At 39.0% G+C, this 25,446-nt stretch carries 28 protein-coding genes; 16 read left to right on the forward strand and 12 right to left on the reverse strand.

Annotated features, from left to right (window positions below; translation table 11 throughout):
- The first annotated feature begins 87 nt into the window (after positions 1 to 87).
- The 3 genes from JYB65_RS03065 to JYB65_RS03075 all read left to right on the forward strand — a co-directional run bounded on the left by JYB65_RS03065 (position 88) and on the right by JYB65_RS03075 (position 1,197).
- Positions 88 to 300, forward strand: a complete 213-nt coding sequence (locus JYB65_RS03065) for a helix-turn-helix domain-containing protein (protein ID WP_206581142.1) — start codon at positions 88 to 90, stop codon at positions 298 to 300.
- Positions 301 to 413: 113 nt separating this feature from the next.
- Positions 414 to 773 carry a VOC family protein gene (locus JYB65_RS03070; protein WP_206581143.1) on the forward strand — a complete coding sequence of 120 codons (360 nt, stop codon included), beginning with the start codon at positions 414 to 416 and terminating at the stop codon, positions 771 to 773.
- Positions 774 to 903: 130 nt separating this feature from the next.
- A complete protein-coding gene (locus tag JYB65_RS03075; protein ID WP_206581144.1) occupies positions 904 to 1,197 on the forward strand; it encodes a DUF3892 domain-containing protein in 294 nt (97 codons plus the stop codon).
- Positions 1,198 to 1,293: 96 nt separating this feature from the next.
- Here JYB65_RS03075 and JYB65_RS03080 read toward each other — a convergent pair whose 3' ends face one another.
- From JYB65_RS03080 to JYB65_RS03090, 3 genes are all read right to left on the reverse strand, one after another.
- Positions 1,294 to 1,470: a hypothetical protein gene (locus JYB65_RS03080; RefSeq protein ID WP_206581145.1), complete on the reverse strand. Its 177-nt coding sequence runs from the start codon at positions 1,468 to 1,470 to the stop codon at positions 1,294 to 1,296.
- Entirely contained in the window at positions 1,467 to 3,338 is a 1,872-nt protein-coding gene (locus JYB65_RS03085) for a heavy metal translocating P-type ATPase (RefSeq protein ID WP_206581146.1), read from the reverse strand. The genes JYB65_RS03080 and JYB65_RS03085 overlap by 4 nt, the downstream gene beginning before the upstream one ends.
- A 119-nt stretch (positions 3,339 to 3,457) precedes the next feature.
- On the reverse strand, positions 3,458 to 3,733 hold the full coding sequence (locus tag JYB65_RS03090) for a metal-sensing transcriptional repressor (protein ID WP_206581147.1): 276 nt from the start codon (positions 3,731 to 3,733) through the stop codon (positions 3,458 to 3,460).
- Positions 3,734 to 3,918: 185 nt separating this feature from the next.
- Here JYB65_RS03090 and JYB65_RS03095 point away from each other — a divergent pair, with 185 nt between their 5' ends.
- Both JYB65_RS03095 and JYB65_RS03100 read left to right on the forward strand, forming a co-directional pair.
- Positions 3,919 to 5,034 (forward strand): helix-turn-helix domain-containing protein, encoded by a 1,116-nt coding sequence (locus tag JYB65_RS03095; protein WP_206581148.1) that lies wholly within the window; start codon positions 3,919 to 3,921, stop codon positions 5,032 to 5,034.
- Positions 5,035 to 5,142: 108 nt separating this feature from the next.
- Positions 5,143 to 6,027 carry a hypothetical protein gene (locus JYB65_RS03100; protein ID WP_206581149.1) on the forward strand — a complete coding sequence of 295 codons (885 nt, stop codon included), beginning with the start codon at positions 5,143 to 5,145 and terminating at the stop codon, positions 6,025 to 6,027.
- Between the two features lie 249 nt (positions 6,028 to 6,276).
- Here JYB65_RS03100 and JYB65_RS03105 read toward each other — a convergent pair whose 3' ends face one another.
- Positions 6,277 to 6,519, reverse strand: a complete 243-nt coding sequence (locus JYB65_RS03105) for a hypothetical protein (RefSeq protein WP_206581150.1) — start codon at positions 6,517 to 6,519, stop codon at positions 6,277 to 6,279.
- Between the two features lie 199 nt (positions 6,520 to 6,718).
- Between JYB65_RS03105 and JYB65_RS03110 the strand changes: the two genes are divergently transcribed.
- Complete coding sequence (locus JYB65_RS03110) at positions 6,719 to 7,159, forward strand: GNAT family N-acetyltransferase (RefSeq protein WP_206581151.1); 441 nt, start codon at positions 6,719 to 6,721, stop codon at positions 7,157 to 7,159.
- A gap of 227 nt (positions 7,160 to 7,386) precedes the next feature.
- Here the strand turns inward: JYB65_RS03110 and JYB65_RS03115 are convergent, their stop codons facing one another.
- Positions 7,387 to 8,100 carry a B3/B4 domain-containing protein gene (locus JYB65_RS03115; RefSeq protein ID WP_206581152.1) on the reverse strand — a complete coding sequence of 238 codons (714 nt, stop codon included), beginning with the start codon at positions 8,098 to 8,100 and terminating at the stop codon, positions 7,387 to 7,389.
- Positions 8,097 to 9,083 (reverse strand): DMT family transporter, encoded by a 987-nt coding sequence (locus JYB65_RS03120; protein WP_206581153.1) that lies wholly within the window; start codon positions 9,081 to 9,083, stop codon positions 8,097 to 8,099. The genes JYB65_RS03115 and JYB65_RS03120 overlap by 4 nt, the downstream gene beginning before the upstream one ends.
- A gap of 266 nt (positions 9,084 to 9,349) precedes the next feature.
- On the opposite strand from JYB65_RS03120, the gene JYB65_RS03125 reads away from it, so the two are divergent.
- A complete protein-coding gene (locus JYB65_RS03125) occupies positions 9,350 to 11,434 on the forward strand; it encodes a sigma-54 interaction domain-containing protein (RefSeq protein ID WP_206581154.1) in 2,085 nt (694 codons plus the stop codon).
- A 100-nt stretch (positions 11,435 to 11,534) separates the two neighbouring features.
- On the opposite strand, the gene JYB65_RS03130 is transcribed toward JYB65_RS03125, so the two are convergent.
- Entirely contained in the window at positions 11,535 to 12,098 is a 564-nt protein-coding gene (locus JYB65_RS03130) for a cyclase family protein (RefSeq protein WP_206581155.1), read from the reverse strand.
- A 224-nt stretch (positions 12,099 to 12,322) separates the two neighbouring features.
- On the opposite strand from JYB65_RS03130, the gene JYB65_RS03135 reads away from it, so the two are divergent.
- The 4 genes from JYB65_RS03135 (at position 12,323) to JYB65_RS03150 (ending at position 15,568) form a co-directional block, all read left to right on the forward strand.
- Positions 12,323 to 12,604 (forward strand): metal-sensing transcriptional repressor, encoded by a 282-nt coding sequence (locus JYB65_RS03135; RefSeq protein ID WP_206581156.1) that lies wholly within the window; start codon positions 12,323 to 12,325, stop codon positions 12,602 to 12,604.
- Between the two features lie 19 nt (positions 12,605 to 12,623).
- Positions 12,624 to 13,676: a DMT family transporter gene (locus JYB65_RS03140; RefSeq protein WP_206581157.1), complete on the forward strand. Its 1,053-nt coding sequence runs from the start codon at positions 12,624 to 12,626 to the stop codon at positions 13,674 to 13,676.
- Positions 13,677 to 14,038: 362 nt separating this feature from the next.
- Positions 14,039 to 15,163, forward strand: a complete 1,125-nt coding sequence (locus JYB65_RS03145; protein WP_206581158.1) for an aldo/keto reductase — start codon at positions 14,039 to 14,041, stop codon at positions 15,161 to 15,163.
- 27 nt (positions 15,164 to 15,190) lie between these two features.
- On the forward strand, positions 15,191 to 15,568 hold the full coding sequence (locus JYB65_RS03150) for a MerR family transcriptional regulator (protein ID WP_206581159.1): 378 nt from the start codon (positions 15,191 to 15,193) through the stop codon (positions 15,566 to 15,568).
- 55 nt (positions 15,569 to 15,623) lie between these two features.
- On the opposite strand, the gene JYB65_RS03155 is transcribed toward JYB65_RS03150, so the two are convergent.
- Positions 15,624 to 16,319, reverse strand: a complete 696-nt coding sequence (locus tag JYB65_RS03155) for a DUF3298 and DUF4163 domain-containing protein (protein WP_206581160.1) — start codon at positions 16,317 to 16,319, stop codon at positions 15,624 to 15,626.
- A gap of 249 nt (positions 16,320 to 16,568) precedes the next feature.
- Here JYB65_RS03155 and JYB65_RS03160 point away from each other — a divergent pair, with 249 nt between their 5' ends.
- From JYB65_RS03160 to JYB65_RS03170, 3 genes are read left to right on the forward strand one after another with little or no spacing between them, the layout of a single operon-like run.
- Positions 16,569 to 17,174 (forward strand): flavin reductase, encoded by a 606-nt coding sequence (locus tag JYB65_RS03160; RefSeq protein ID WP_206581161.1) that lies wholly within the window; start codon positions 16,569 to 16,571, stop codon positions 17,172 to 17,174.
- A 60-nt stretch (positions 17,175 to 17,234) separates the two neighbouring features.
- The gene (locus JYB65_RS03165; RefSeq protein ID WP_206581162.1) at positions 17,235 to 17,360 is read left to right on the forward strand and encodes a rubredoxin; all 126 of its coding nucleotides are present in this window, start codon (positions 17,235 to 17,237) and stop codon (positions 17,358 to 17,360) included.
- Positions 17,357 to 18,472: an FprA family A-type flavoprotein gene (locus JYB65_RS03170; protein ID WP_206581163.1), complete on the forward strand. Its 1,116-nt coding sequence runs from the start codon at positions 17,357 to 17,359 to the stop codon at positions 18,470 to 18,472. Before JYB65_RS03165 ends, JYB65_RS03170 begins: the two co-directional genes overlap by 4 nt.
- Before the next feature lie 180 nt (positions 18,473 to 18,652).
- Here JYB65_RS03170 and deoD read toward each other — a convergent pair whose 3' ends face one another.
- On the reverse strand, positions 18,653 to 19,357 hold the full coding sequence (gene deoD / locus JYB65_RS03175) for a purine-nucleoside phosphorylase (protein ID WP_206581164.1): 705 nt from the start codon (positions 19,355 to 19,357) through the stop codon (positions 18,653 to 18,655).
- Positions 19,358 to 19,580: 223 nt separating this feature from the next.
- On the opposite strand from deoD, the gene JYB65_RS03180 reads away from it, so the two are divergent.
- Positions 19,581 to 21,308 (forward strand): AMP-dependent synthetase/ligase, encoded by a 1,728-nt coding sequence (locus JYB65_RS03180; protein WP_206581165.1) that lies wholly within the window; start codon positions 19,581 to 19,583, stop codon positions 21,306 to 21,308.
- 85 nt (positions 21,309 to 21,393) lie between these two features.
- Here JYB65_RS03180 and JYB65_RS03185 read toward each other — a convergent pair whose 3' ends face one another.
- From JYB65_RS03185 to speD, 3 genes are all read right to left on the reverse strand, one after another.
- On the reverse strand, positions 21,394 to 22,350 hold the full coding sequence (locus tag JYB65_RS03185) for a S66 peptidase family protein (protein ID WP_206581166.1): 957 nt from the start codon (positions 22,348 to 22,350) through the stop codon (positions 21,394 to 21,396).
- Positions 22,351 to 22,539: 189 nt separating this feature from the next.
- Entirely contained in the window at positions 22,540 to 23,400 is an 861-nt protein-coding gene (gene speE / locus JYB65_RS03190; RefSeq protein ID WP_206581762.1) for a polyamine aminopropyltransferase, read from the reverse strand.
- An 81-nt stretch (positions 23,401 to 23,481) separates the two neighbouring features.
- On the reverse strand, positions 23,482 to 24,273 hold the full coding sequence (speD, locus tag JYB65_RS03195; protein ID WP_206581763.1) for an adenosylmethionine decarboxylase: 792 nt from the start codon (positions 24,271 to 24,273) through the stop codon (positions 23,482 to 23,484).
- 299 nt (positions 24,274 to 24,572) lie between these two features.
- Between speD and JYB65_RS03200 the strand changes: the two genes are divergently transcribed.
- Positions 24,573 to 25,403 carry an HD-GYP domain-containing protein gene (locus tag JYB65_RS03200; protein WP_206581167.1) on the forward strand — a complete coding sequence of 277 codons (831 nt, stop codon included), beginning with the start codon at positions 24,573 to 24,575 and terminating at the stop codon, positions 25,401 to 25,403.
- Positions 25,404 to 25,446: the final 43 nt, after the last annotated feature.

Consider the following 25,446-nt stretch of genomic DNA (forward strand, 5'->3'; position numbering starts at 1 on the left):
TTCACCTCACGATTATATTTTAGGACAAATAGTCCAATAATACAATAGGACATATAGTGCCAATTTATAATTTGTTGGATGGTTAAGATGAAATTAAGAATTAGAGATTTGCGCGAAGACTCCGATCTTACGCAGCAAAGGGTTGCAGAAATGCTTATGTGTGACCAGTCCTTATACTCTAAGTACGAGCGGGGCGAACGACCCGTTCCGTTAGAAATCATTGTGAAACTGGCAGACCTATATGAGACAAGCATTGATTATCTTGTCGGTAGAACCGACAATAAAAAACCCTACAAGTAATAGGGTAAAATCTAAGATTTTACCCTATTTTTATCAGGGATTGCATGGAAGACTGCGAAAAAAAGCAAGGGAAAATTGAATTAAAATTTAAATAATGAAAAAGGAGAACAACTATGCATCTTAAAAATGTAACCTTTATGGTAAGAGATTTGGAAAAGTCCATTGAATTTTATGAAACGATGACAGAATTGAAGATTAGCCGTCGTTTTACGGCAGGACCGGGAGAATTAGCTTTTCTGACCAACGGAGAAGGAGCGACCCAGATTGAATTGGTTTACATGCCCGGAGGACAAAAGTTTGAAGGGAAAGGATTTACTCTTATTTTTGAAACGGACAAGCTCGACGAAATGCATGAATTTGCACAAAGCAAGGGCTTAAACCCTTCCGATATCCACTTCCCGGATCCGCAAAACCGATATTTTTTTGTATATGATCCAGATGGCGTGTCCGTGGAATTGAAGCAAAAAATATAATTTCTTTATTTTGTGAAATTGCTAAAATAAGTTATCGTTTTATTGAGAAGAAAAATAGAATATTTTTTTTCTTTATTAGCACACTATTTCTTATATTTTAAAACTTTTAAATGAATTGGAGGAATAGATTATGGCTAAGAATAATAACGATATGTCAAAATTGGCGATGATGTCACTGAAGGAAATTCCGCAGGCGAGTGCAGATGCTCAGAGAATAGTTGGACTGGTAAAGAAGAGCGGACGTGTTACAGGCTACCAACTGGCGAATGGTCAAGTTTTAAATAAAGATGAAAGTATTCAGCTTGCCAGACAGGGAGGCATTCAGGGAGTCGGTATTGCTTCAAGAAACGGAAATGAATATTTGAAATCTATTCCGGATGGAAGTGACGACAATAATTTAAGCGATCTGCCAACTGTCAGATAATCTATAGAAATTGATACAAAGAAAAGGCCAAAGAACTGGAAACCATAGGGTTAAAGTGCTTAGGCCTTTATTCATTTACGCAATCAGAAAAAGTAATTAGAATCCGCTAACTAAGACTTTCACGATTACGCCGGCTGTGATTATAACGCCGACTGCGGTTGTAATCGAGTAAATTTTTCGGGCCTCTTTATCCTCTTTTTCTTTCAACAGATAATAGATGCCGCCTCCTAAGATCATCAGACCAACAAGCAATGTAATTATTGTAATAATCATTTTTTATTCCTCCATTTCAGTAAAAAGGCTGAGTTAATAATAACGAGAATTGAACCGGCATTATGTACCAAAGCACCCGCTACGGGGTTGAGGATGCCGGTGATTGCCAGAACGATTGCAACAAAATTTAGAACCAGGGAAAAGGCGAGATTGTATTTGATGGTTATCATCATTCTCTTTGAAAGGGACAGCAGATGAGGAATCTCTTTAATTTCATCGTTCACGAGCACAATATCCGCAGCATCTACCGCAATATCACTTCCGATTCCTCCCATCGCAATCCCAACGTAGGATTTTTTCAAGGCAGGCGCATCATTGATGCCATCGCCGATCATGCAGACTTGCTGGTGCTCCCGCTGATAAGAGTCGATCCATTTCAGCTTATCTTCGGGTAAACAGTTGGCGAGTACTTCGTCGATGTGAAGCTGCTCAGCGATATGCTTTGCCGCATTTTCATGGTCACCTGTCAGGAGAATAGGGATGACACCCGTCCTTTTCACTTCTGTAATTGTTGTGCCGGCTTCCTCACGCAAGGTGTCTGCCAGTGCTAGAAAACCAGCCAATGTATTTCCGACAGACAGATAAATCACTGTACAGCCATCATTCAGATATTTTTCCGTTTTTTCTGTGGCTTGTTTGGAAATAACGATATGCTGTTCCGCAAGTAGTTCCCGATTTCCGGCAATAATTTCTTGCTCATTTACCGTGACCCGCACGCCTCTTCCCGGCAGCATTTGAAATTGTTCTGCCTGCGGAAGCCTATTCGGATTAGCAGATCGATAGCTGCGGATGACCGCTTTGCCAAGAGGATGCTCAGAACGTTCCTCGGCACAAGCGGCATATGTATAGATTTCCGCCTCCGAAAGATCAGGAAGGAAGCTGTGGACTGCAACTACCTGAGGGGTTCCATAAGTCAAGGTACCGGTCTTATCAAATGTGATTTTCGACACAGCGGCTAAGCGTTCCAACGCGTCTCCTTCACGAACAAGGAAACCGTGCTTCGTCGCATTTCCGATAGCGGCCATAATGGCAGTCGGGGTTGCCAATACAAGGGCGCAGGGGCAAAATACAACCAGAATGGTAACGGACCGTATGATCTGTCCTGTCATCAGCCAAGTGAGTGCTGCCGAGCTCAGTGCGATTACGACAATCCAGGTAGCCCACCGATCTGCAATGCCGACAATTTTTGCTTTCCCTGCATCGGCAGATTGAACCAGCCGGATCATGCGCTGGATGGAACTGTCTTCTCCAACCTTTGTGGCTTCCATGTCGAAAGAACCAAATTGATTGAACGTTCCGCTGGATACTTCATCCCCAACGCTTTTGTCCACCGGCAGCGATTCTCCCGTCATAACAGCCTGATTGATGGATGTCTGACCTGATTTGATAATGCCGTCCACCGGAATGGTTTCACCCGGGAGTACGCGGAGCAAATCACCAACCTTTACTTGTTCCGCGGAAATGATCTGTTCAGTCGTTTCGATGATTTTTCGAGCAGTACGCGGTGTGAGATGAACCAGTTTTTCAATTCCGGCTCTCGCTTTTGCAACCGTCAGATCTTCCAATAAAGCACCAAGCTGCATAATGAAAGCTATTTCTGCGGCGGCAAAAACTTCTCCAATGATGACAGACGCAATCAACGCAATGGAAACCAGCACATCCGCTTTAATGTCAAAGGCCGTCACCAAACCAATAATGGCTTCCAAAATAATCGGCAGCCCGCACAAAACAATGGCGACCCACGCTGCATTGAAAGGGAGCGGTATAAAATCGAAAATACTTATCAGTATGGCGAACCCTGAAATAGCCAAACAGGTAATGTCCTTTTTGGTACCTCCCCATTCCAAAAATTCTTCTAACTTCTGCATATTGTCCTCCTTTTATATACCTATGGGGGTATGCGTACATTATACCTATACGGGTATAGGCTGTCAAGAGAGTAAAAGAAAGCCAGCCGTAAATATTACAGCTGGCTTACAGCAGAAGATCAAGTCATATTGGCAAAGCGCTCGACTGCTTTTGTAAAATTTTCTATTGTTTTATCGGCGTCTCCATGCTCGATCCCATCCCTGACACAATGGTTAATATGTCCCTCTAAAACGACTTGTCCTACCTTATGCAGTGCAGACTTTGCGGCATTGATTTGCGCCAGTACATCTTCACAGGGAACCTCTTCATCTACCATTCGGTCAATTGCCTGCACCTGTCCGATGATTTTTTTCAAGCGGCGATGCAGATTTTCAGCGTCCATGCATTGTCTCATTTTAATACCTCCGTATACCGTTAGGGGTATTCGTATATTATCGGGCGAATTTCTGTTTTTGTCAAGAGTTTCCCTTTGTGCAATAGGAAACGGTCAACCAACAGTTAATTTTGTCAACTAAAATCAACTTTAAATCCATTGTGATCGGACATAATAATCGTATAATAAAACTAGAGGTGATGATAATGAAAGAAATCAATATTGCAAAAAAATTAATTGAAAAACGTAAAGAAAAAGGGATTACTCAGGATGAGCTGGCCTCCTATATCGGCGTATCGAAGGCATCGGTTTCCAAGTGGGAAACAGGACACAGCTATCCGGATATTACTTTCCTTCCGCAGCTTGCCGCCTATTTTAATATCAGTATAGATGAACTGATCGGCTATTTGCCGCAGATGGAAAAAGAGGATATCAAAAATCTGTACTATAAGCTGACTGCTGAGTTCAGCACAAAACCTTTCGGTGAGGTGATGGATGAATGCCATGAAATCATCAAAAAATATTACTCCTGCTTTCCGCTTTTGCTTCAAATGGCAGGACTTCTGACCAATCATTACATGCTGGCTAAGGAGAAGGAAGAGCAAGAGGCGACTCTTCAAGAAGTCATTCATCTATGCGAACGGATCAAAGCGGAGGCAGAGGAAATGCAGCTAATTAATCAAGCCAATTCGATTGAAGCCATTTGCTGGTTGATACTGGGAAACGCTGATAAAGTAATGGAGTTGCTGGATGGAATCATGAAACCGTCCTCTTCCAATGAGACTTTATTGGCAAGTGCCTATCAGATGACAGGGAATATGGAGAAGGCGAAAGAAGTATTGCAGGCTGGAATCTATCTGCGATTAGTTGAGTTGATGGGCATGCTGCCGAGCTATCTTTTGCTGTGTCAGGGAGACTCGCAGCGATTTGAAAGTACGTTAAACCGTGCTGTCTCGATGGCCGGAATTTTTGACTTAGACAGGCTTCATGCAGGGGTGATGCTGCAAATCTATTTAGCCGCTGCTCAGGGCTATGCAATGCAAAGCAATCCAGAACGGGCATTGGATTTGATCGAAAAATATGCAGCTGTATGCACCTCAGAAGCATTTCCGTTTACCTTGCATGGAGATAATTTCTTTGACAGCATTGATCCATGGTTTGCTGATTTTGATTTAGGAAATCAGGCACCGCGCAGCGACAAAGTCATCAAAGAAAGCATGCTTCAAGGGCTTATTGAAAATCCGTTTTTTACGACTTTTGCAGATCAGCCAAGATTTCAGCGTATCCTTGCGTCAATGAAATCAAGATTGGAAGAACGTTGACCATAAGCTTCAAAAGAAATTGTAAAATATGACAGGCATCTGATGATGAAACGGAAATAACAAAACGAAATTCGGCATATATATGAAACGAGATAGGGGTGAATATATATGAAGATTCGTTTAAAACAACTAAGCCTGCAGGATGATAACGAGCGGTACCGCAGGCCTTCTAAACAGCTTCCACTTCCCAATGAGTTTACATTTCAAAATTTTGCAATCGACGATACAGAACCGTCTTTGATTACCGATGTGTTCAATGATTCGGAAGACGTAATCAAGGCATTCTTCGGTATCTTGAAAAATGCATCCAACATGGAGGATTATTTAGGAGGGTGCGGATCCATCGGTGATACCATGAATCCATATGCATATGCTTACGAGCTTTATACGCAAGATGCACGGCAGGAAATGTCTTTAGAAAGCTTTAAGGATTCTTTTCAAGGAATCGGGCATATCAATTTATTGAAGTTATATCCCGTCTATATACCGCCCGGAACCCCTGAAAACATTCGATATTATATGTTTGAAATCGAGATTATCACCGGGCCTACTGAAAAAGACCAAATGGCTTATGATCGCGGTGGAAGTTATTTTGTTTACTATTATGGATTGATCGCGGTGGAATACGATCAAAATGAGGGCTGGAAGATTCGCTCCATTTATTATTTACCGGAAGATTTTCTGTGTGCACCGGATCACGGCTGGTCTTATGCAGCGGAATATCTTGTCCCAATTGTCTATGAAGAATGGTATCAGTTGATTGATCAAATCGATAATATGGTTCAAAACGGAAATCTAGTGAGTGTATATGCTTCTAACGAAGATAAGAGTAGACGATATAAGTTTGATTTCGTACGGCTTACAAATGGGTATGATATTTTGCTTCATGAAAATATATGGAATAAAGGGCGTTGGGAGGAAATCAATATTATGCGAGATGAAGGGCAGCGGTTGAAGTTGTCTCCACTCAATCCGAATTTTATGACAGCTTAAAAAATAGCCGGGCTTCTCCGCGAAACTCGGCTATTTGAATGTTGCAAGGATTTATTAAATTACCTGATCGGATAGCCTCGGGGAATACAATCGCAATTTATAATTTTTTTCCCACCATCCAAAAGCAATTCTTCTTGATTCACCTCTGCGAATAAATGCTTTACTCCTCCGGTCGGCTCCCCATCCACATTGGATGCTTGATGCAACTGTCAGGGATTGGGGGCGGCTGTATCGCAGTATTGGAGGGTGTCACCGAAGTGAATTCACTACCGATACATGCAGGAGGGGTCGAGTTAAACCAAAATTGACCGAGAAAGGGAGTTGACGATAATTTGTTATCGTCCATTCGTTGACATGCAGATCGGTATCCGATGCACACCCAATGAAGTATTCTCCTTTCATCGATTCATATAGCTCTACTGGAATATTTACATTATGATCAAAATGATCTTGGTCATTCCAACATCTATTCTGATTGCGTAATTCATACATAGTCTCACCTTTTTAATGGTGTTTAGAAAATTCTATATCAACAATAGTACTACTATTGACTTATTTTATGCTGGGACAATGATGACGGTGAATAGATTGACGGATAAAAATAAGGGTTTATTATAGAACAGCTGTTTTATGATATAAATGATAAATATTTTATAAGATTATGGGAATGGGAAGGATAAGAGTAAAGAATATGCAAGGCAAAAAACGTCAAACGTATAAATTTATATTTAGCGGTCAGACCAAGAAGGAAGTGATCTTTTCTAAAGAATTACTGCATTTGGCAGACGAATCCGACAAAGAGGAATTGGAACAGATTGGTTTCTTTGAAGCACGAGAAGTTGACTTATATCTCCAAAACGCCTCCATCTATATCCTACGGATTGATGGCAAATACGTGGGTCTTGGCACCTTGATATATCCTTATTGGAGAAAGGATATCCCTGCGCAAAACTTTCAAGATATCGGGATGCATGTGGCAGAAGAGTATAGGGGGAAAGGGTTTGGCCGAAGTATTGTTCAGCATATGGTTTCCATATGCCTTGAAAACGGGAAGATACCGATTGCCGAGTGTTTAATCGACAATGCTGCATCCAAAGCAACCCTTGAGAGTGCGGGATTTATCAAGCATTGAAATTGGTGTAATAACTTATTAAGAATTGGTAAATTATAGAGAGGAGAAAGCGGAGAAACGTTTTCAGATGTAGAATTATCAAGAACCGGTCGGCGAAAAGGAACGATTATTAAATGAAAAACAAAAAGGTAAACAATAAACATAAAATGTAAACATAAAAGCAGAGACTATTCTCTGCTTTGTTTTTCAGTACATTTTTTTTATACAGGATCATTAGTCCTATCAACCTATAAAGTGAGTTCCCGGTCAACAATATTCATATGTGCAATCTTTGCAGAACCGCCAAGATACTTGGTGAGCTCTGCTAATAATAATGCAGCCGATTCCAAGTCATCGCTTTTGTCAGGATCTACCGATTCAATAATGAGAAATGCATTTACTGTATTTTCCGTAAGCATCGTTCTTTGTCCATCCCGCCAGTTCCAACATCGGCACACGGCTCCGTCGTCGTCTTTATAAATAATTTCCCCAGGCAAAGCATTGTCATATTCCTCATCGCCAAGTGCAAGAAAAGGTTCTCCGCCAGCTGCCTTTGTTAAAAGCAAATCGCCCTTAAACGTATCCATATCTTCGCCGCCGCAAGGAAGCCCGTAGGTCAGAGATACTGCATTATAGATATCAACCAAGGGATTGATCGGTGAAATGCCGGTACCTTTTTCTATTCGTTTCAATAACGCCTCTATCGAACATCGGACCCCTTTTTTTGTCTTGAATTGTTGATAGGCTTCCCGCCAGACAGAAATCACTTTATTTTGACTGAACACGTCCGCTGTCAGAAATTTGGTTGCCTCTTTGCTGCTCTGCTTCAATAGTTCGTTGATTTCTTGTCTTACAGCTGACACATGTGCTTCTGTATTTTGAATCCCTTTTACTATAATTACGGCAATCTCTGCTTCCGGAAATAATTCCCAAAAATCATCTTTAATTATAAATTTTGTCATCTTACATCTTCTCCTTTGTATTTATATGGATTTAATATTTCTTCATGTTTTTCACTAAGTTTATTCGTTATTTTTCCTTTGGACGGGATCTGCGCAAGAAGAATCGCTATAAACATTATAATACATCCAAAAGTCTCGCGTATTGAAATTTGCTCATTTAGGATAATAATTCCCGCAATCACGGCAAATACGGATTCCATACTTAGAATCAAGGATGTAACGGTAGGTTCCGTATATTTTTGAGCGACAACCTGCAGGGTGTATGCAATACCACAAGATAGAACACCGGCATATAATATTGGCAGCCAGCAATTAATAATATCGGCCCAACGGATAGTCTCAAAGATAATCATACAAGGTATGGACAGAATCCCGCAAACAAGGAATTGGAAACAGGACAATTTTACCCCATCTATTTTTGGAGAAAAATGATCAATCACTAAAATATGTATTGAAAATCCGAATGCACAAATCAATATCAGCAAATCACCTTTACCTATTAAAAAATCTTCTTGAATGCAAAGCAAATATAGACCTGTTGTTGCTAATACGACGCAGAGCCAGAGAATTGGACGAACTTTCTGTCTCAGAAATATTCCTAAAATTGGTACGATAACAATATATAATGCTGTAATAAATCCGGCTTTTCCGGCAGTCGTATAAATCATGCCAATCTGCTGTAAAGAGCTGGATATGAAAAAAACAACGCCGCATACTAGCCCTCCTGCGATCAGATCCTTTCTTGCAGTTTTTAGTTCAATCTCCGTTGCTTTTATTTCTGTTTCGGCGGATTGTCTTTTTTTCCTTTGGTGAGCCATACTAGTAAGAACAGGAAGCAGGACAAGTGCTCCAATCAAACATCGTATTCCGTTGAATGTAAATGGGCCGATATACTCCATTCCTGCTCTTTGGGCGACAAAAGACACTCCCCATATCAAAGCAGTTATAATCAACATAAACTCACCGTGCATTTTTCTTCGCATAATCTTTCCTCCAGTACATAATGAGATGCTTTCTTTATAATTAAGCAATTTACATGCCAATTACCATGTCTGAATGATAAATGTCCAAATACGTAAGTTGCCAAGCTTCGAACAGTATAAAATAAGCTTTGGTGAAGAAGAATTGAATCAATATTGAATCAATATTGGTTATGTTGATTTAAAATCGATTCAAGTGGATGTAAGAAGATTTTCTATGGTCGAAATTTTTTTATTGATGCGTTATAATGAATCAGGGAGGAAGAAAAATGGATAAAACAAATGATACGTTCGGGCTTAGCAGAGTAATAGAGCCAAAAGCCGCCGTTCCGGTTACAGCATGGAAGGTTGATAATCATAGAGAAATATCACCTGTAGAGTGTAGAATATCTTTACAATTGATTCATTTAGAAAGAGACTGCTTTCAGCAGTTTTGCAGTGAATGTGGTTTTGATGAGGCTAAGATTATTGCAAAAATTTTAGATTTAATAAATCGTAGAGGAAAACTTCATAATCCTTTTACAAATACTGCCGGACAATTTTACGGTACCATTGAAGAAATGGGAAGTGAATTTGAAAAGAGTTCCCAGTATCATATTGGGGATCGTATTTTTTGTTTGACAACGATGACAGCTCTTCCCATTTATATCGATAAAATCCATAAAATCGACTATAACTATGGTGAACTCACTGTATCAGGTTATGGCATTGTTTTCATCGACTCGCCATTAACAACAATCCCTCCTGCTTTACAGCCGAATTATACGATGGCGGCGTTTGATGAAGCTGCGAGTTTGTATAGTATTCATAATGCGTCGGATAAAGGCCAACGGTATCTTGTTATTGGGAAGGACTTAGTGACAAGCATAACGTATGTTTGCTCAATCAAGAAAGCGGTCGGGGATAACTGTTATATTACAGTGATTCTTGACGAGGCTGGAATAGGAACACTTACACCGCAGCAAGTGAAAAATGAATTGGCACATTGGGTTCATTCATCCTATGTCCTTAATGTTGCTCAGCCAATCAGTTCGGCAGAAACGGTTTTGAAAGAAGAAAAAGAACATTATGATATGACCATTAATTGTGAAGACCTTATGGGTTCGGAAGTTTTAAGCGTTATCCTTACACGTCATAAAGGGAAACTGTATTTTACAAGTCTTAAAAATAGCTTTGCCCAATCGATACTGATTGCAGAAAGCATGAGCAAGGAGCTTGAAACGTATGTACTGGGGCAGTTCATTATCGGATATGAGAAGTTTACATTCGATTTGCTGATATCAATTACAAAAGATCTGGACAGGATCAACATACTTTATGAAACGCAGTCAATCGCTTTTCGTCAGGCAACAAAAAAAGCCATCACCACTTCTATAGAAAAAAACGGAAAAACAGATGATTTCATTTTCAGCAGCTCAGCAACAAAGGCCTTGGTAGATGAAGTCTTAAATATCGCTCAATACGATTGCAATATCATTCTTCAAGGAGAAACCGGCGTCGGCAAAGAGAAAATTCTTGATTTGATACACAAAAACAGTATTCGCAAGAACAAGCCATGTATCAAGATCAACTGTGCAACCATTCAAGAGAATCTCGCCGAGAGTGAATTTTTCGGATATGAAGCAGGCTCTTTTACCGGAGCGCAAGCAACTGGTAAAAAAGGATATTTTGAGCTAGCCAATGGAGGGATTTTATTTTTAGACGAAGTTGGTACGCTTTCCCTGAATCTTCAATCAAAGCTTCTAAGAGTTCTTCAGGAAAGTCAGTTTTATAAGGTTGGCGGGACAACACCTATCAATATTAATGTACGTGTGATCTGTGCAAACAATATACCTTTACGGCAGCTCGTGGAACAGGGGAAATTCAGAGAGGATCTGTATTACAGGCTAAATATCTGCACCATTACAGTGCCGCCGCTCAGGGATCGCCGTGATGATATTGTGCCTTTGGCTATATCATTTCTAAGTCATTATTGCAAGCATTATAGGATTGACAAAGAACTTGATCCTACAGCGCTTACACAACTTGCAGATTATGACTGGCCTGGAAACGTCAGAGAGTTGGAAAACTTAATACATCGAACCGTAATCAGCGTAAGAGGTCATGTTATAACGGGAGATGATATACAAGAAGCCTTAAACGAGAATATATATGAAGATTTAGTTATGGATTTAAAACGCAGCATGAGAACTTCATCCTCCCTGAATCTTGAGAAGCTTATGGAGCAGCAGGAAATGCAGCTGATAGAATATGCTTTAAAAAAATTTGGTACCACCAGGAAAGCTGCGGAATTTCTTCATATGTCTCAACCCAAACTAATGCGAAAAAAACAGAAATATAATATCTTGCCATAAGAAAAAGAGATATCCGATTTAATGCCTAAGCTAATTGAAATAGGCCAAAAACTGAGCAAACCGCTTGTTATGAAGCGGTTTTTTCAATACATTTTAAAAACTATAGTTTAGCGACAACCCGGCAGGGAAGCCCGGTCATATCGGTATAATTGACGGGATACGTATTAGCCGTAAAAGTTGCCTGTTTTTCTCCTTGCAAGATGTTGGCTAGGTTACAAAGGTTTTCAATCACAAATATTCCTCTGTCAGCGAGGTATTGATCCTTGGGCGTGTGCTCCCTTCCTCTGCGTACTCCGGCAAAATCGATCCCAATGATAGAGACTTCTTTTTGGACTAATTCTTCTATCAATTCGTGTGCTAGCTGCGGATGTTCTTTAAAATAGGTCTGGCTGCCATAGCCTTCGTCTTCAATGAAGCCTGTGTAAAAAGCGACAAACATCTTTTGGTTAATAGCGGACATATCGATATCGGCGGAGTCAATCTCTCTATCCTGTACACTGGATACATCAAAAACAATGCCTTTTCGTTCAACATAATCCAGAGGAAATTCTTTATTCATCACATCAAAATGAGTCCCAAGGTGACCTACCAGTGCCTTTTTCTCATTGCCTTGTGCATCTTCAACCATTTTTGGCGTAATCTTCGTTGTAATATCAATCAGCATATTTATTTCCCTCCCAAGTTCTTCCTTTATTCTTTTCGTGATGGATTGAAATACATTCCTGTAAAGGCTTCAATTGTCATCAATATATCCTACATCTTATTTCTCTGTCAATAAATTTATTGATGCCGAGGATATAGATCAAACTTGACTATTGAAGTGTTGCTAAGAACTTGGTATGATGAAAGCATAACCCCCATGGGGGGATAATGAAATGAGGTGCGGCTATGTGTGAACAAGCGAATCATAAACATGAAAATACAAAGGCGGTTATCAACCGGTTAGCCAGAAGTATAGGACATTTGGAATCGATTAAGAAGATGGTAGAGGATGGCCGGGATTGCAGTGAAATCCTTATTCAAATTGCAGCGGTCAAATCATCTGTCAATAATATCGGGAAGATTGTTTTACAAGATCATATCAATACCTGTGTTGTGCATGCAGTGGAAACCGGAGATAAAAAGGTACTAGAGGATTTAAACGATGCTATCAAGCAGTTTGTAAAATAAGGCAAGGAAAGAGGCTTTTATGAAAATAACACAGTATAAAGCGGTTTGTTTCGCTATATTGGCGGCCATGTTGTATGCGATCAGCGCACCTGTATCGAAACTACTTCTAAGGGAAATTCCCGCCACTCTGATGGCTTCGCTTCTCTATCTTGGCGCAGGATTGGGAATGTTTCTGTTGGGATTTGTCAGACGCAGAAAAGACAAAGAGAGAGCGGAGGCAAGGCTTACGAGACAAGAACTGCCGTTTACCATTGCCATGGTCGTGTTGGACATTGCAGCACCTATATTTTTAATGGTTGGACTGACGATGACTACTTCTGCAACGGCATCCCTGCTGAACAACTTTGAAATAGTGGCAACTTCTTTAATCGCTTTATTTATCTTTAAGGAATCAATCAGCAGGCAGCTTTGGATTTCCATTGCGCTGATCACAGTAGCCAGTGCTATTTTATCGGTGGAAGATATTCGGAATATTTCGTTGTCTTTTGGTTCTATATTTGTATTGCTGGCTTGTGTTTGCTGGGGTCTTGAAAATAACTGCACACGAAAGCTCTCGTTGAAAGACCCACTGGAAATTGTAGTGATTAAAGGTTTTGGTTCCGGAATAGGGGCGCTTTTCATTGCCCTTGCCTTAGGAGAAAGAACAAGCAATCTGCCTTATCTGGCAATGGCACTTTTGCTGGGATTCTTTGCTTACGGATTAAGCATATTCTTTTATATCTATGCGCAGAGAGAGTTGGGCGCTGCAAGAACAAGTGCCTATTATGCTTTAGCTCCTTTTTTGGGAGTGGGACTATCGTTGATAATCTTTCAAGAGATGCCCACTATCTCGTTTATCATTGCATTGGTTATCATGATAATCGGTACATATTTTACCACGGTAGAAGAACATAATCACCTTCACATGCATCTTGCTGTCACTCATGAACACGGACATGTACACGAGGATGGTCATCATACTCATGTTCACGATCAACCTGTTATCGGAAAGCACAGTCATGTTCATACGCATGACGTATATACTCATTCACACAAGCATACGCAAGATATACATCATGTCCATTCGCATTAGTAAGGATTTGCCTCCAGCGTATATTTTATAAAATTCTACCTACAATAAAAATATCATGGATTACTTATAAAAATAGAAAAAGAAAGAAAAAAATAGGTAAATCAGCCTCTAGTACCACATAAACTAGAGGTTTTTCTTTACGATCAAATAAGAAAATAAAATTATATCTTGACTTGAAGTGAACTCTAAGTGCTATGCTTGTTATAGATTCAATATATACAATAAAGTCATTTTCTGGCTCGTACCGTGAAAGAAGGAAGCCGGGCCATGCGGGAGCTTATGAAATGGGTAAGAATGCGTAGAGAATGAATGGCAATGAAAAAGTAATAAGAAGGCTTATAAAAAATAAAGGAGATTACAACATGACAAAAAAATTGGGATTTGGATTTATGCGTTTACCTATAGCCAATAAGGAAGATCAAACCAGTATTGATTTTGAACAATTAAATAAGATGGTGGACCTATTCTTAGACAGAGGATTTACCTATTTTGATACGGCCTATATGTATCATAATTTTACCAGTGAAATTGCATTAAGGGAGTCCTTAGTAAAACGTTATCCGAGAGAGTCTTATACGGTTGCAACGAAGCTGCCGACTATGTTTTTAAAAACACCGGAAGACATGGAGAGGATTTTCAATGAACAGTTGAATAAAATAGGCGTAGATTATTTTGATTATTATATGCTCCATAATTTGAGCGTTCCGCATTACAAAATTGCAAAAGAACTGGATGCCTTTTCTTTTATCCGGAAAAAGAAAGAAGAAGGGAAGGTTCGAAAGATCGGTTTTTCGTTTCATGATACTGCTGACTTATTGGATGAGATCTTAGAGGCGCACCCGGAAGTGGATTTTGTTCAGTTGCAGATAAACTATCTGGATTGGGAAAATGAAGGCATACAGTCTAGAAAATGTTATGAAGTGGCGATAAAGCATCATAAACCGATCATCGTCATGGAGCCGATTAAAGGCGGAATGCTGGCAGCGGTGCCCGAAGAAGCGGAAAAATTGTTTAAGGAGTACCATCCGGACATGTCCGTACCTTCCTGGGCTATTCGGTTTGCAGCAAGCTGTGAAAATGTGATGATGGTATTAAGCGGCATGTCAAATATGGAGCAGTTATTGGATAACATAGAGACCATGCAAGAATTTAAATCCTTTACGCAGGATGAATTTGATTTGGTGAATAACGCCGTACAAATTATTAATGAAACAATTGCCATTCCTTGTACCGCCTGTCAATATTGTGTGGATGACTGCCCGAAAAATATTGCGATTCCCCAGTATTTTGCATTATATAATGCGGAGCAGCAAGGACCAAAGCAGGGTATTTCTATCCATAATGCATATTATAATAATCGTACTAAAATTTACGGGAAAGCATCCGATTGTATTGCATGCAAAAAATGCGAAAAGAGTTGTCCGCAGCATATTGAAATCGTAGAATATTTAAAAGAGGTAGCAAGTGCCTTTGAAAATCAACAATGATATTCAGGGCAGGAAGGGGGTATCGCCATGACGATTACAGAAGCAAGTCAAAAGTATGACATATCAGCGGACACGTTACGCTATTATGAGAGAATCGGATTAATTCCGCCTGTCAATAGAAATGCAAACGGAATCAGAAATTATACGGAGGAAGATTGCAACTGGGTTCAATTTATCAAATGTATGAGGGGAGCCGGGCTTTCCATTGAAGTATTGGCAGAATATGTAGCGCTGTTTCAACAAGGAACTTCTACTACTCAAGTTCGAAAAGAACTTCTAATAGAACAACGTAAACAACTGATGGATCGAATTTTAGAAATGCAGGAGACATTAGAACGATTAGATAAAAAAATTGACGGATATGAAGACAGGGTATTAGTGAGAGAAAAGGAATTAAGAAAATAGCTTAGAAAGAACTCTTTACATAGATTGTATTTAAAGTGTAAAGAGTTCTTTTTTGTTATTTCATTCGCATTCTGTTACATTCAGGCTGTTCCACAAGACCTGCGGCATACAGTATCGTAAATTCGACGATTCCGCTGGAATAAGGGGCTATGCTATAAAGCGGATAGTAAATAACGATGCCTTCTGTTGTCAGATAAAAGTTGTTTTCATCAAAATATTCTGCTGTATTTTCTTGATAGTTTTCGAAATAGTAATATTGCTCTTTACTTATCTGTTCATTAATTTGATTATTAATTAAGTTCAAGATGTACTTTCGATATCCTTCTGGAGCATTAACCAGTTGCTTTAGCGTCATGTGTGATCCTGATTGCAGATCCCAAGTCTCTGAAGTTCTGACGGTATTTCCATGGGCACCGCCGGTATATTCATAGCGATCGGAATATAGACTGACGGTACAATTTTGGTTATAGGTGATATCGAAAACCTGCATTGCTTCGTATTGATGCACCGGAAAATCATTCGCAATGGAATATTGGTAGTCTTGAACAGCCAGCTTATATAATGTTTGAATACAGTAATGCTGATACGATACAGCTTTCATGTAATAGTATTTATTCATTTGTTTGACCGAGTCAAAAAACTCGTAAGAACGGAATTGAGGATATTGTATATTGTAACTTAACACCAATTCGTTGTTATAATACATATCTTCCTCAATCGTATGTTTGATAACTTTGACGTTGTCTGCCATGCTTTAAAACCTCCTTTTATTAGAATATGCTGGATAACCAAAAGGGGATTCTGTTTGACGGAGTATAAATAAAATGGACAGCAATATTTAGATAGAGTATAATCAAGAAAATATGAATTATTTACCAAAAGATATATTTTTTAAGATTGATCAACAAATATATGGGGTATACTTTATTACAAGTAATCTTTATTGCGAGAAGCATAGTTTCATATATTTAATAAATTAGAAGCAAAAAGGAGATTCGATATGGATAACAATGCAATGTTTAAGATTGGTTACGGTTTGTATGTTCTCAGCGCTCATCAAGCAGACAAGGACAGCGGATGTATCATCAATACCGTTGTACAAGTAACAAGCAATCCAAACAGGATGATGATTGCACTGAATAAGCAAAACTATACACATGACATAATTGATGCTACGAAGGCTTTTAATGTCTCTGTTTTAACCACACAGGTTCCGTTTGAATTATTTAAAAGGTTTGGATTTCAAAGCGGCAGAAATGTAAATAAGTTTGAAGGCTTTGAGTTCACGGAACGTTCTGAAAACGGCATCCTTTATATAAACAAATACACCAATGCTGCTATTTCTTGTGATGTATACTCCCAAGTGGATTTAGGTACGCATACAATGTTTCTTGCAGATGTAAAAGATGCAATCGTTTTGAATAACGAAGAAACCGTTACATATTCGTATTATCAAAGCAACATCAAACCAAAGCCGGCTGAGACAGCGAAAAAAGGGTGGCGATGTAAAATATGCGGATATATTTATGAAGGAGAGGAATTACCGGCAGATTTCATTTGTCCTGTCTGTAAACACGGAGCCAGTGATTTTGAAAAGATTGGGTAATGGAAAAGTTTCTTAATAAACAATTTTAAAGATAAAAAGAAAAGAAAGGAAGTAAGAAAGATGAAATACGTATGTCAAATTTGTGAATATGAATATGATGGAGATGTTCCATTTGAAGAATTACCGGAAGATTATGAATGCCCAGTTTGCGGTGCGGGAAAAGATCAATTTGAGGCGCAGGAATGAGCAACAAAATTATAGATAACGTCTATAGCGTAGGTGTTGTGGACAAGGATGTCAGAATGTTTCACGGATATTTTACGCCTATTGGAACCACCTATAATTCCTATTTGGTAATCGATGAGAAGATTACGCTTGTGGATTTTGTAAAAGCAGCATTTGCAGACGAGTTTTTACAGAATTTAGAGGAAGTTTTGCAAGGAAGAATGATTGACTATATCGTTTGCAACCATGTTGAGCCGGACCACAGCGGTGCTCTGCCTAAAGTGATGGAAAAGTATCCGCAGGCAATGGTATATGGAACGGCAAATTGTGCGAAAGGTTTAAAAGCGTATTATCCGGATGCGAAATACGATTTTACGACGGTAAAATTGGGAGACGTATTAAATACAGGTAAATATAATTTTAAATTTATACCGATGCCTATGGTGCATTGGCCGGACAGCATGTCTACTTATCTAGAGGAAGAAGAGCTGTTATTTTCAAATGATGCGTTTGGCCAGCATACCGGTACAGGAGAGTTGCTGGACACTGAAAACGGTTTGGAAAAACTGATTGATCGGTCAGCCGATTATTTTGCTAATATTCTTCTGCCGTTCTGCGGACAAATATTGAAGCTTCTGGATCAAATATCCGGATTAAAGCTGCGCATTGTGTGCCCGTCTCATGGAGTTATCATTACGAAGTATATTCCGGAAATACTGCAAAAATATGTTTCATGGTGTAATAATGAAACAGAAGAGAAGAGAGTACTGATTGTCTATGACACGATGTGGGGGACAACCAGAAAGCTCGCAGAAAAACTAAACCGGGAATACAGTGAAAAAGGCTTTGATGTGGAAGTCATTAATCTGACCGAGCATCATTATTCCGATGCCATGTCAAGAGCTTTAGAGGCAAAGTATATTTTTGTAGGTTCCCCTACGCTCAATAACAATATGCTTCCTTCTGTCAGTGCATTTCTGATTTATCTGAAAGGCTTACGGCCAAAAAAAAGAATCGGTAAAGCTTTCGGAGCTTATGGCTGGAGCGGAGAATCCATTTCTCAGATTAACGAAATTTTGATATCTTGCGGATTTGAAATGGAAGAACCGTTAAAAGTTCTCTGGAATATTTAAAAAATAGGGTATCTCATAAAAAGAGGCTGGCTTAAAAGTTTGAAATTTATATAGAAAGTAACGACGGATCATTCTGAAAACGAATCCTGAGTTACTGCTATCGGTAAAAACTCAAACTATTTTAAGCCAGCCCCTTTAATTATGTTATTTAAATGGCAAAGCAGCGTCAATGAACGGGAGCTATTTGATCGCCACTTCTAAAGCAAGTTTCATCATATCGACAAAGGAGTGTTGCCGCTCTTCTGTAGTGGAACGTTCTCCGGTAATAAAATGATCGCTGATGGTAACCATACATAATGCATTGACTCTGTTGTAAGCAGCATTCATATAAAGGGCTGCGGCTTCCATTTCAACGGCTAGAACATTCATTTTCTGCCATCTCTTCCACCAATCTCCGAACTCATAGAACACATCACAGGAAACGATATTTCCGGCGCGAAGGGAAATACCTAACTCTTTATTTGCTTCTTCTGTTTTTAATAATAAATCCCAGCTTGCACTTGGAGCGTAATTTCCGGGTACATCAAAAGCATGAATGTAATTCGAATCAGTAGAGGCGGCAATACCAAGAACAACATCTCCTATTTTAATGTCTTCATGGAAGGAACCTGCTGTTCCTATACGGATCAGGTTTTGCACATGATACTCTGTAATGAGTTCCCAAGAGTAAATACCCATAGATGGCATACCCATTCCGGTACCTTGAACAGATACAGGAACTCCTTTATATGTACCGGTGTAGCCGTACATTCCTCGGATTTCATTGTAAAGTTTTGGGCTTTCTAAAAAATTTTCTGCTATAAATTTCGCTCGGAGCGGATCGCCCGGAAGAAGTATGGATTCAGCAATATCGCCTTTATTTGCAGCATTAATATGTGTACTCATAATTATTTCCTTTCTCTTTGGTGATAAATGTGATAGTCTATAATATGCAATACATATATTTTATCACAAATAACTAAAAGTATAAATAAGAGTTATTTTGTGGTACAATAACCATAGAAAATCAAGTTGAATGTCCAATAAATACCGCCTTTGTAAAACAATAATGTAAGAAGAGCGGCGAATCATATAAATATATAACTTAAAATTCCGGAGGTACATTTTTATGATATATGAAAATCCGTATGCGGATAAGCTTCATCCGGTTCGTGAGATAGAAACGATAAAAGAACTCATTGCTACCAGTAAAGAGATTTTTGGAAAAAAGCCTGCTTTTTTGCTCAAAGAAGAAAAAGGCGGGGACTATAAAGAAGTTAATTTTATCACGTTGAAAGATGATATTGATGCACTTGGAACGCAGCTGATTGAACTGGGATTACAAGATACTCCCATTGCTGTTATCGGGGAAAACTGCTATCAATGGATGGTGTCCTACTTTGCGATTGTAAATGGCGTAGGAAAGGTGGTACCCCTTGACAAAGAGCAGAGTAAAGAGGAAATTTTTAATTTAGTTGCTACTGCCGGCTGTAAAGCCATATTCTTTACTTCCAGTTACAAAAACATCATAAAAGACTTAGATATACCGTTTAAATTTCAGATGGAGGTTTATACGAAACGTCATCAGCATGATTTAGATACATCTTGGGAAAATCTGATTGATGCAGGCAGAAAATTGATCAGTCACGGGGACAGACGTTTTATCGATATGGAACTTGATCCTATGGAAGTGCGAATGCTCCTGTTTACTTCGGGTACGACGGATGTCCCGAAAGCCGTTATGCTTTGCCATAAAAATATTACGTCCAATATCATGGATATCAGCAGGATTGTTAAGCTGAAAGAGGATGATATTGCTCTATCTATATTGCCGATTCATCATACGTTCGAATCAACCGTTTGTATTATGACGATGCTGTTCCAAGGCTGCGGCGTGGCATTTTATGAAGGATTGAAATACGTTACTAAAAATATGGCAGAAGCAAGGGCCAGTATTTTAGTCGGTGTTCCTCTTATCTTTGAATCAATGCACGATAAGATTTGGAAGCAAGCAGAAAAAATGGGAAAAGCGAAAGCGCTGCAAACTGCGATTAAAATAAACAAAGCCCTTAAAGTGGTGGGCATTGATGCACGAAAAAAATTATTTAAATCGGTCTATGACAATTTTGGCGGTCGTTTAAGATTCTTGGTAACGGGAGCCGCTGCTATCAGCCCGACGGTCATTCGCGGATTTTTCGATTTAGGCATAGAGATGGTACAAGGCTATGGCTTGACAGAAACTGCACCATTGATTTCAGGTACACCTGACTTCACGGATCGATACACAAAAGCAGGTTCGGTGGGAACTGTTGTTCCGAGCGGTCAAATGCAGATTGTGGACAAAAATGAGGATGGCATAGGTGAAATCATCTATAGAGGGCCAAATGTGATGCTTGGGTATTATAATATGCCGGAAAAAACAGCGGAAGTGCTGAAAGACGGTTGGTTCTATTCCGGTGATTTAGGCTTCATTGATGAGAACGGATGGCTTTATATAACCGGTAGAAAGAAGAATGTGATTGTAACGAAGACCGGCAAAAATATCTATCCGGAAGAAATTGAAGATTATCTGGCAAAGATTCCGTATATTCATGAATGTATGGTATATGGTGAGGATAACGAAGAAACGGGAGAGACGATGGTGGCCGTTCAAATCAGGCCGAACTATGAGTTGATAGAAGAAGAATTCAGCAATGCTAATGTTCAGGAAAAGGTATATAAACTGTTAAAATCAAAAATAGCGGATTTAAATCAAAACCTGCCGAACTATAAGCGTGTAAGGCATGTTGTTATCCGAAACAGTGAGTTTGTCAAGACGACTACACAGAAAATAAAAAGACAGGAAAATAAGCTATAAAAATAAAGAAGTGTCTCAAAGAGTATGTATGTATTTTGAGACACTCTTTTTTATTCGAATAAAAATCAATTTTATTGCTATGATGCTATTTAAAGCAAACAGTCTGATTGTTTGCATCAAGCCTTACACAGCAACCAAATGGTATCGTTGCTTGAGGATAAATATGGCCTGCTCTGAAATTTAAAAGGGTAGGCTTTTTAAATGGCTTTATTACTTCTTCGAAGATTTGGCTTAAGGTTAATGTGGATTCTGCGATAAATACATTTCCCGGTTGCGCATCTTTTGGTGGTATTTCGCATTCTGCAAAGGTTCCCAAGAGGATTCCGGCACAATCTTCAAACTTTCCGGCCAGGGAGAGGGCAGTCAGCGCTCTGTCGATGCGGTAAGGTTTCTCCCCAACTTCTTCTATAAATAAGATTTTGCCTTTGGTATCTACCTCATAAGGAGAGCCTAAAGTCCCTTCCAACAGAGATAAGTTACCGCCGGTGATAATCCCTTCGGCAGTCCCTTCACAAATGGTTAGAAGGGGTTCATCAATGGGATTAGTGACGAGTCCTAAAGGCTGTGAAGAAAATATATTTTGTTTCAAGCTATTTAGTGTATACGTATCCAGTTTCGTATAATTGGTGTTCGGCATAGGCCCATGATAAGTAACGAAGCCGCAAAGTTTGTTGATGCTGACATGAAGGCCTGTAATATCGCTATACCCGATAAACACCTTTGGATTTTTTTGAATCCTGTTAAAATCAATATAGGGAAGCAATCTGGTAACGCCAAAGCCTCCCCGCAAACAGAATATCCCTTTGACAGAAGGGTTGGCAAAAGCAGCATTGACATCAGCTGCTCGAACCGAATCAGTTCCGGATAAATAGCCATGTTGGCTGCTGCAGCTTGGATAGACGATCGGCTCCAATCCTAGGAACCGAATGGAGTTAATAGCGTTTTTTAAATTTAATTGAGGAACAGGAGAGGAGGGGGCAACCAGTGCCACTTGATCTCCCATTTGTAATGGAATAGGCTTCAATAGCTCATTGTTTTTCATATTCGCTCCTTTATATCGTTGGTTTTATTGGGCCGGACTCATTTGCTATCCAATAGAGTATATGCCCCCAAAAGCGCCGAAAGTATATAAAACTGTGTTGAGCAACCGTTCCCTCGAAGTAATAAGGGGAATAAAAACAAGCTGCTTCAATAGCAGCTTGCTTATGTTAACATATATTTATTTAGCTGCCTATGCTTTGCTCAAAATTTCCTTTACATAAGTCGGCAGGGCGAACGCCCCGATATGAATATCTGTATTATAATATTTTGTTTTTAAACCGAGATTTTCCCATTGTTCTGTCTTAAGATCTTTAATAGGGTCATATTTCTTGGAAGCAAATCCAAAATACCAATAGCCGGTTGAATAAGTCGGAATATTAAATCCATAAACTCTGGCAATAGGGAATACCTTCTTAATCTTACTGTGAGCCTTTTGCATTTGTATGGCATCCAGGTCATGAAAAGCACATTCATGCTGATTAATAAGGATACCGTCTTCTTTCAATATTCTGTAACAGTTTTCATAAAATGCTATCGTAAACAATCCCTCTCCGGGACCGGCAGGGTCTGTAGAATCGACGAGGATAAGGTCATAGGTACAATCAGCAGCTTCTGCAACAAACTGAACACCATCCCCTATAATCAGGTTCAGTCTGGGCTCGGTAGTATAAACCGAAGCGGTAGAAGGCAGGTATTTTTTACAAGCTTCCACAACTGCACCGTCTATTTCAACCATATCAATTTTTTCGATATGGTTATAACGTGCGATTTCTCTGGCACTTCCGCCATCTCCGCCGCCAATGATAAGAACATTTTTAATAGTTGGATTTACTGCAAGGGCAGGGTGGCTAATCATATCATGATAAACAAATTCATCTTTTTCCGTAACCTGAAGGAAACCATCAAGTGTCATAAAAACCCCAAAAGTTTCATTTCTATAGATTTGAAGCTCTTGAAAAGGGGTTTTTTCTATATGAAGAATTTCCTGTATATTTAAACCTAATTTGACTGAGCCCGTCACATGATGTTCATTAAACCAAATGTCTGCCATTTCATGCATCATAATATTTTTCCTCCTATACTGGGTAATCAGAAGTTACCCGCAAATAAATACAGCTAGAAAGTGCGGTATTTAATATAATGTAGGTAAATTTCTCCCGTAGAAGATTTCATCGATTTCATTTTTTAATCTATTTATAATCTTTGTTCTTTCCTTTGGATTGAGGCTTTCTTCCGTAAGATTAAACAGATAGTCGTCCAGAACAAAATTTCTGACTTTGCATTTTGTATGAAAGGTGTTTTCTTGGTAAACGTTCACGTCGATCATTTGATATACATTTAAAAATTCTTGTTCAATAAAGTTCTGAATAGATGCGATATCGTGATCAATAAATAATTTATTGCCCTTGATATCGCGGGTAAAGCCTCTGACTTTATAATCTATGGTCATAATGTCGGCATCAAAACTGTCTATCAAATAGTTTAATGCCATCAGCGGAGATATCTCACCGCAAGTAGAGACATCGATATCGGCTCTAAAGGTACATACGCCGTTATCAGGATGATATTCCGGATATGTATGTACGGTGATATGACTCTTATCTAAATGACCTACAACAGACGGATTAAGAATATAAGGGTGTGCTCTAGGTGGTTCACTTTCTTCACAAATGAGAATCGTAACGCTGGCACCTTGCGGATCGTAATCCTGAACAGCGATATTCAAAATGTTAGCACCTATAATCTGAGTAACATTTTCTAAAATGCCGGTCAGCTTAGGTGCATTATATTCTTCATCAATATATTCAATATAAGCTTTTCTGTCCGCTATGGTTTTGGTATAACTGACATCATATAAATTAAAGCTTAATGTTTTGGTTAGATTATTAAATCCATGTAGTTTGATTTTTTCCAATTTTACTATTCACAACCCTTCTGTAATTGATTTCAGAATATAAGAATACCATAAAACGAAAACTTTTCAATATGTTTTCTGAATAAAAGGGGTTCAGAGATATTCTAAACAGAAATTTTGATTTTAATTCAAAGCAAGGCAGAGGAACGATTAATCAGCCTATTTCCTTCATGAATCAGATTTAAATGAATTGAAATTTTAATGATAATCCTATTAATAGGGAGATGCCGTATAATGCGGAAAGTTTGAATTATTTGCGGTATTGATAAGAATAGCCTTTCTATATAATAGTAATAAGGAGGGTTGATATGAAGGAAAAAAACTTTATTTTTAAGAACTCAGGTAGGGTACGAAAATATATTCATGACAAAATCAATCCTATTGATACACTAAATTCTGCGTTGGAATTGGAAGAATTACCAACTCTTACAAAAGATTTAGATATGGATATGCTCAATATAATCGTACTGAAGAAAACGATTGAATTGATAGCTACGCGAGATATTACCATACATGCTTTGATTGGGTTATTGGAGGTTCGAGACATCGAATCCAGCAATCATACGATACGAACTCAAAAAATGATGGAAACCTTATGCGGACACTTAAGGACAAAGGAATTGTATAAACAACAGTTAACCCGCTCCTATATTGATGAACTGGTAGCAACAACACCTCTCCATGATATCGGAAAAGTGGGTATCCCTGATAAGATATTATTAAAGCCTGCCAAGTTGACTGCAGACGAATTTGAACTCATGAAAAAACACGTTAATTATGGAGTAGAGGCGCTGAAAAATGAATCCTATTGTGAAGATGATATGCCAAGCTTCATTAAAACGGCTATTGAAATCGTTTCCGCACACCATGAGCGGTATGACGGTACAGGGTATCCGTTAGGACTGTCGGGAGAGGCTATACCGTTGCCGGGAAGATTAATGGCGATTATCGACGTGTATGATGCCCTCATGAGTAAGCGCGTTTATAAACCGGCTTATGAACATAAAGATACCATTGAAATCATAAAGAGTCAGATAGGCAGGCATTTTGATCCGCACATTGTCAATGGCTTTTTAGAAATTGAAGAAAAAATTTATCAGATATGGTGTCAATATTTAAAAGAAACCCCTTCTTCATAAATGCTTCAATTGAACAATCACATGGAAAAAAATATCAGCCCCT

It is taken from the genome of Clostridium aminobutyricum (genome assembly GCF_017255415.1).
In the GTDB taxonomy this organism is placed as follows: domain Bacteria; phylum Bacillota; class Clostridia; order Peptostreptococcales; family Anaerovoracaceae; genus Aminipila; species Aminipila aminobutyrica.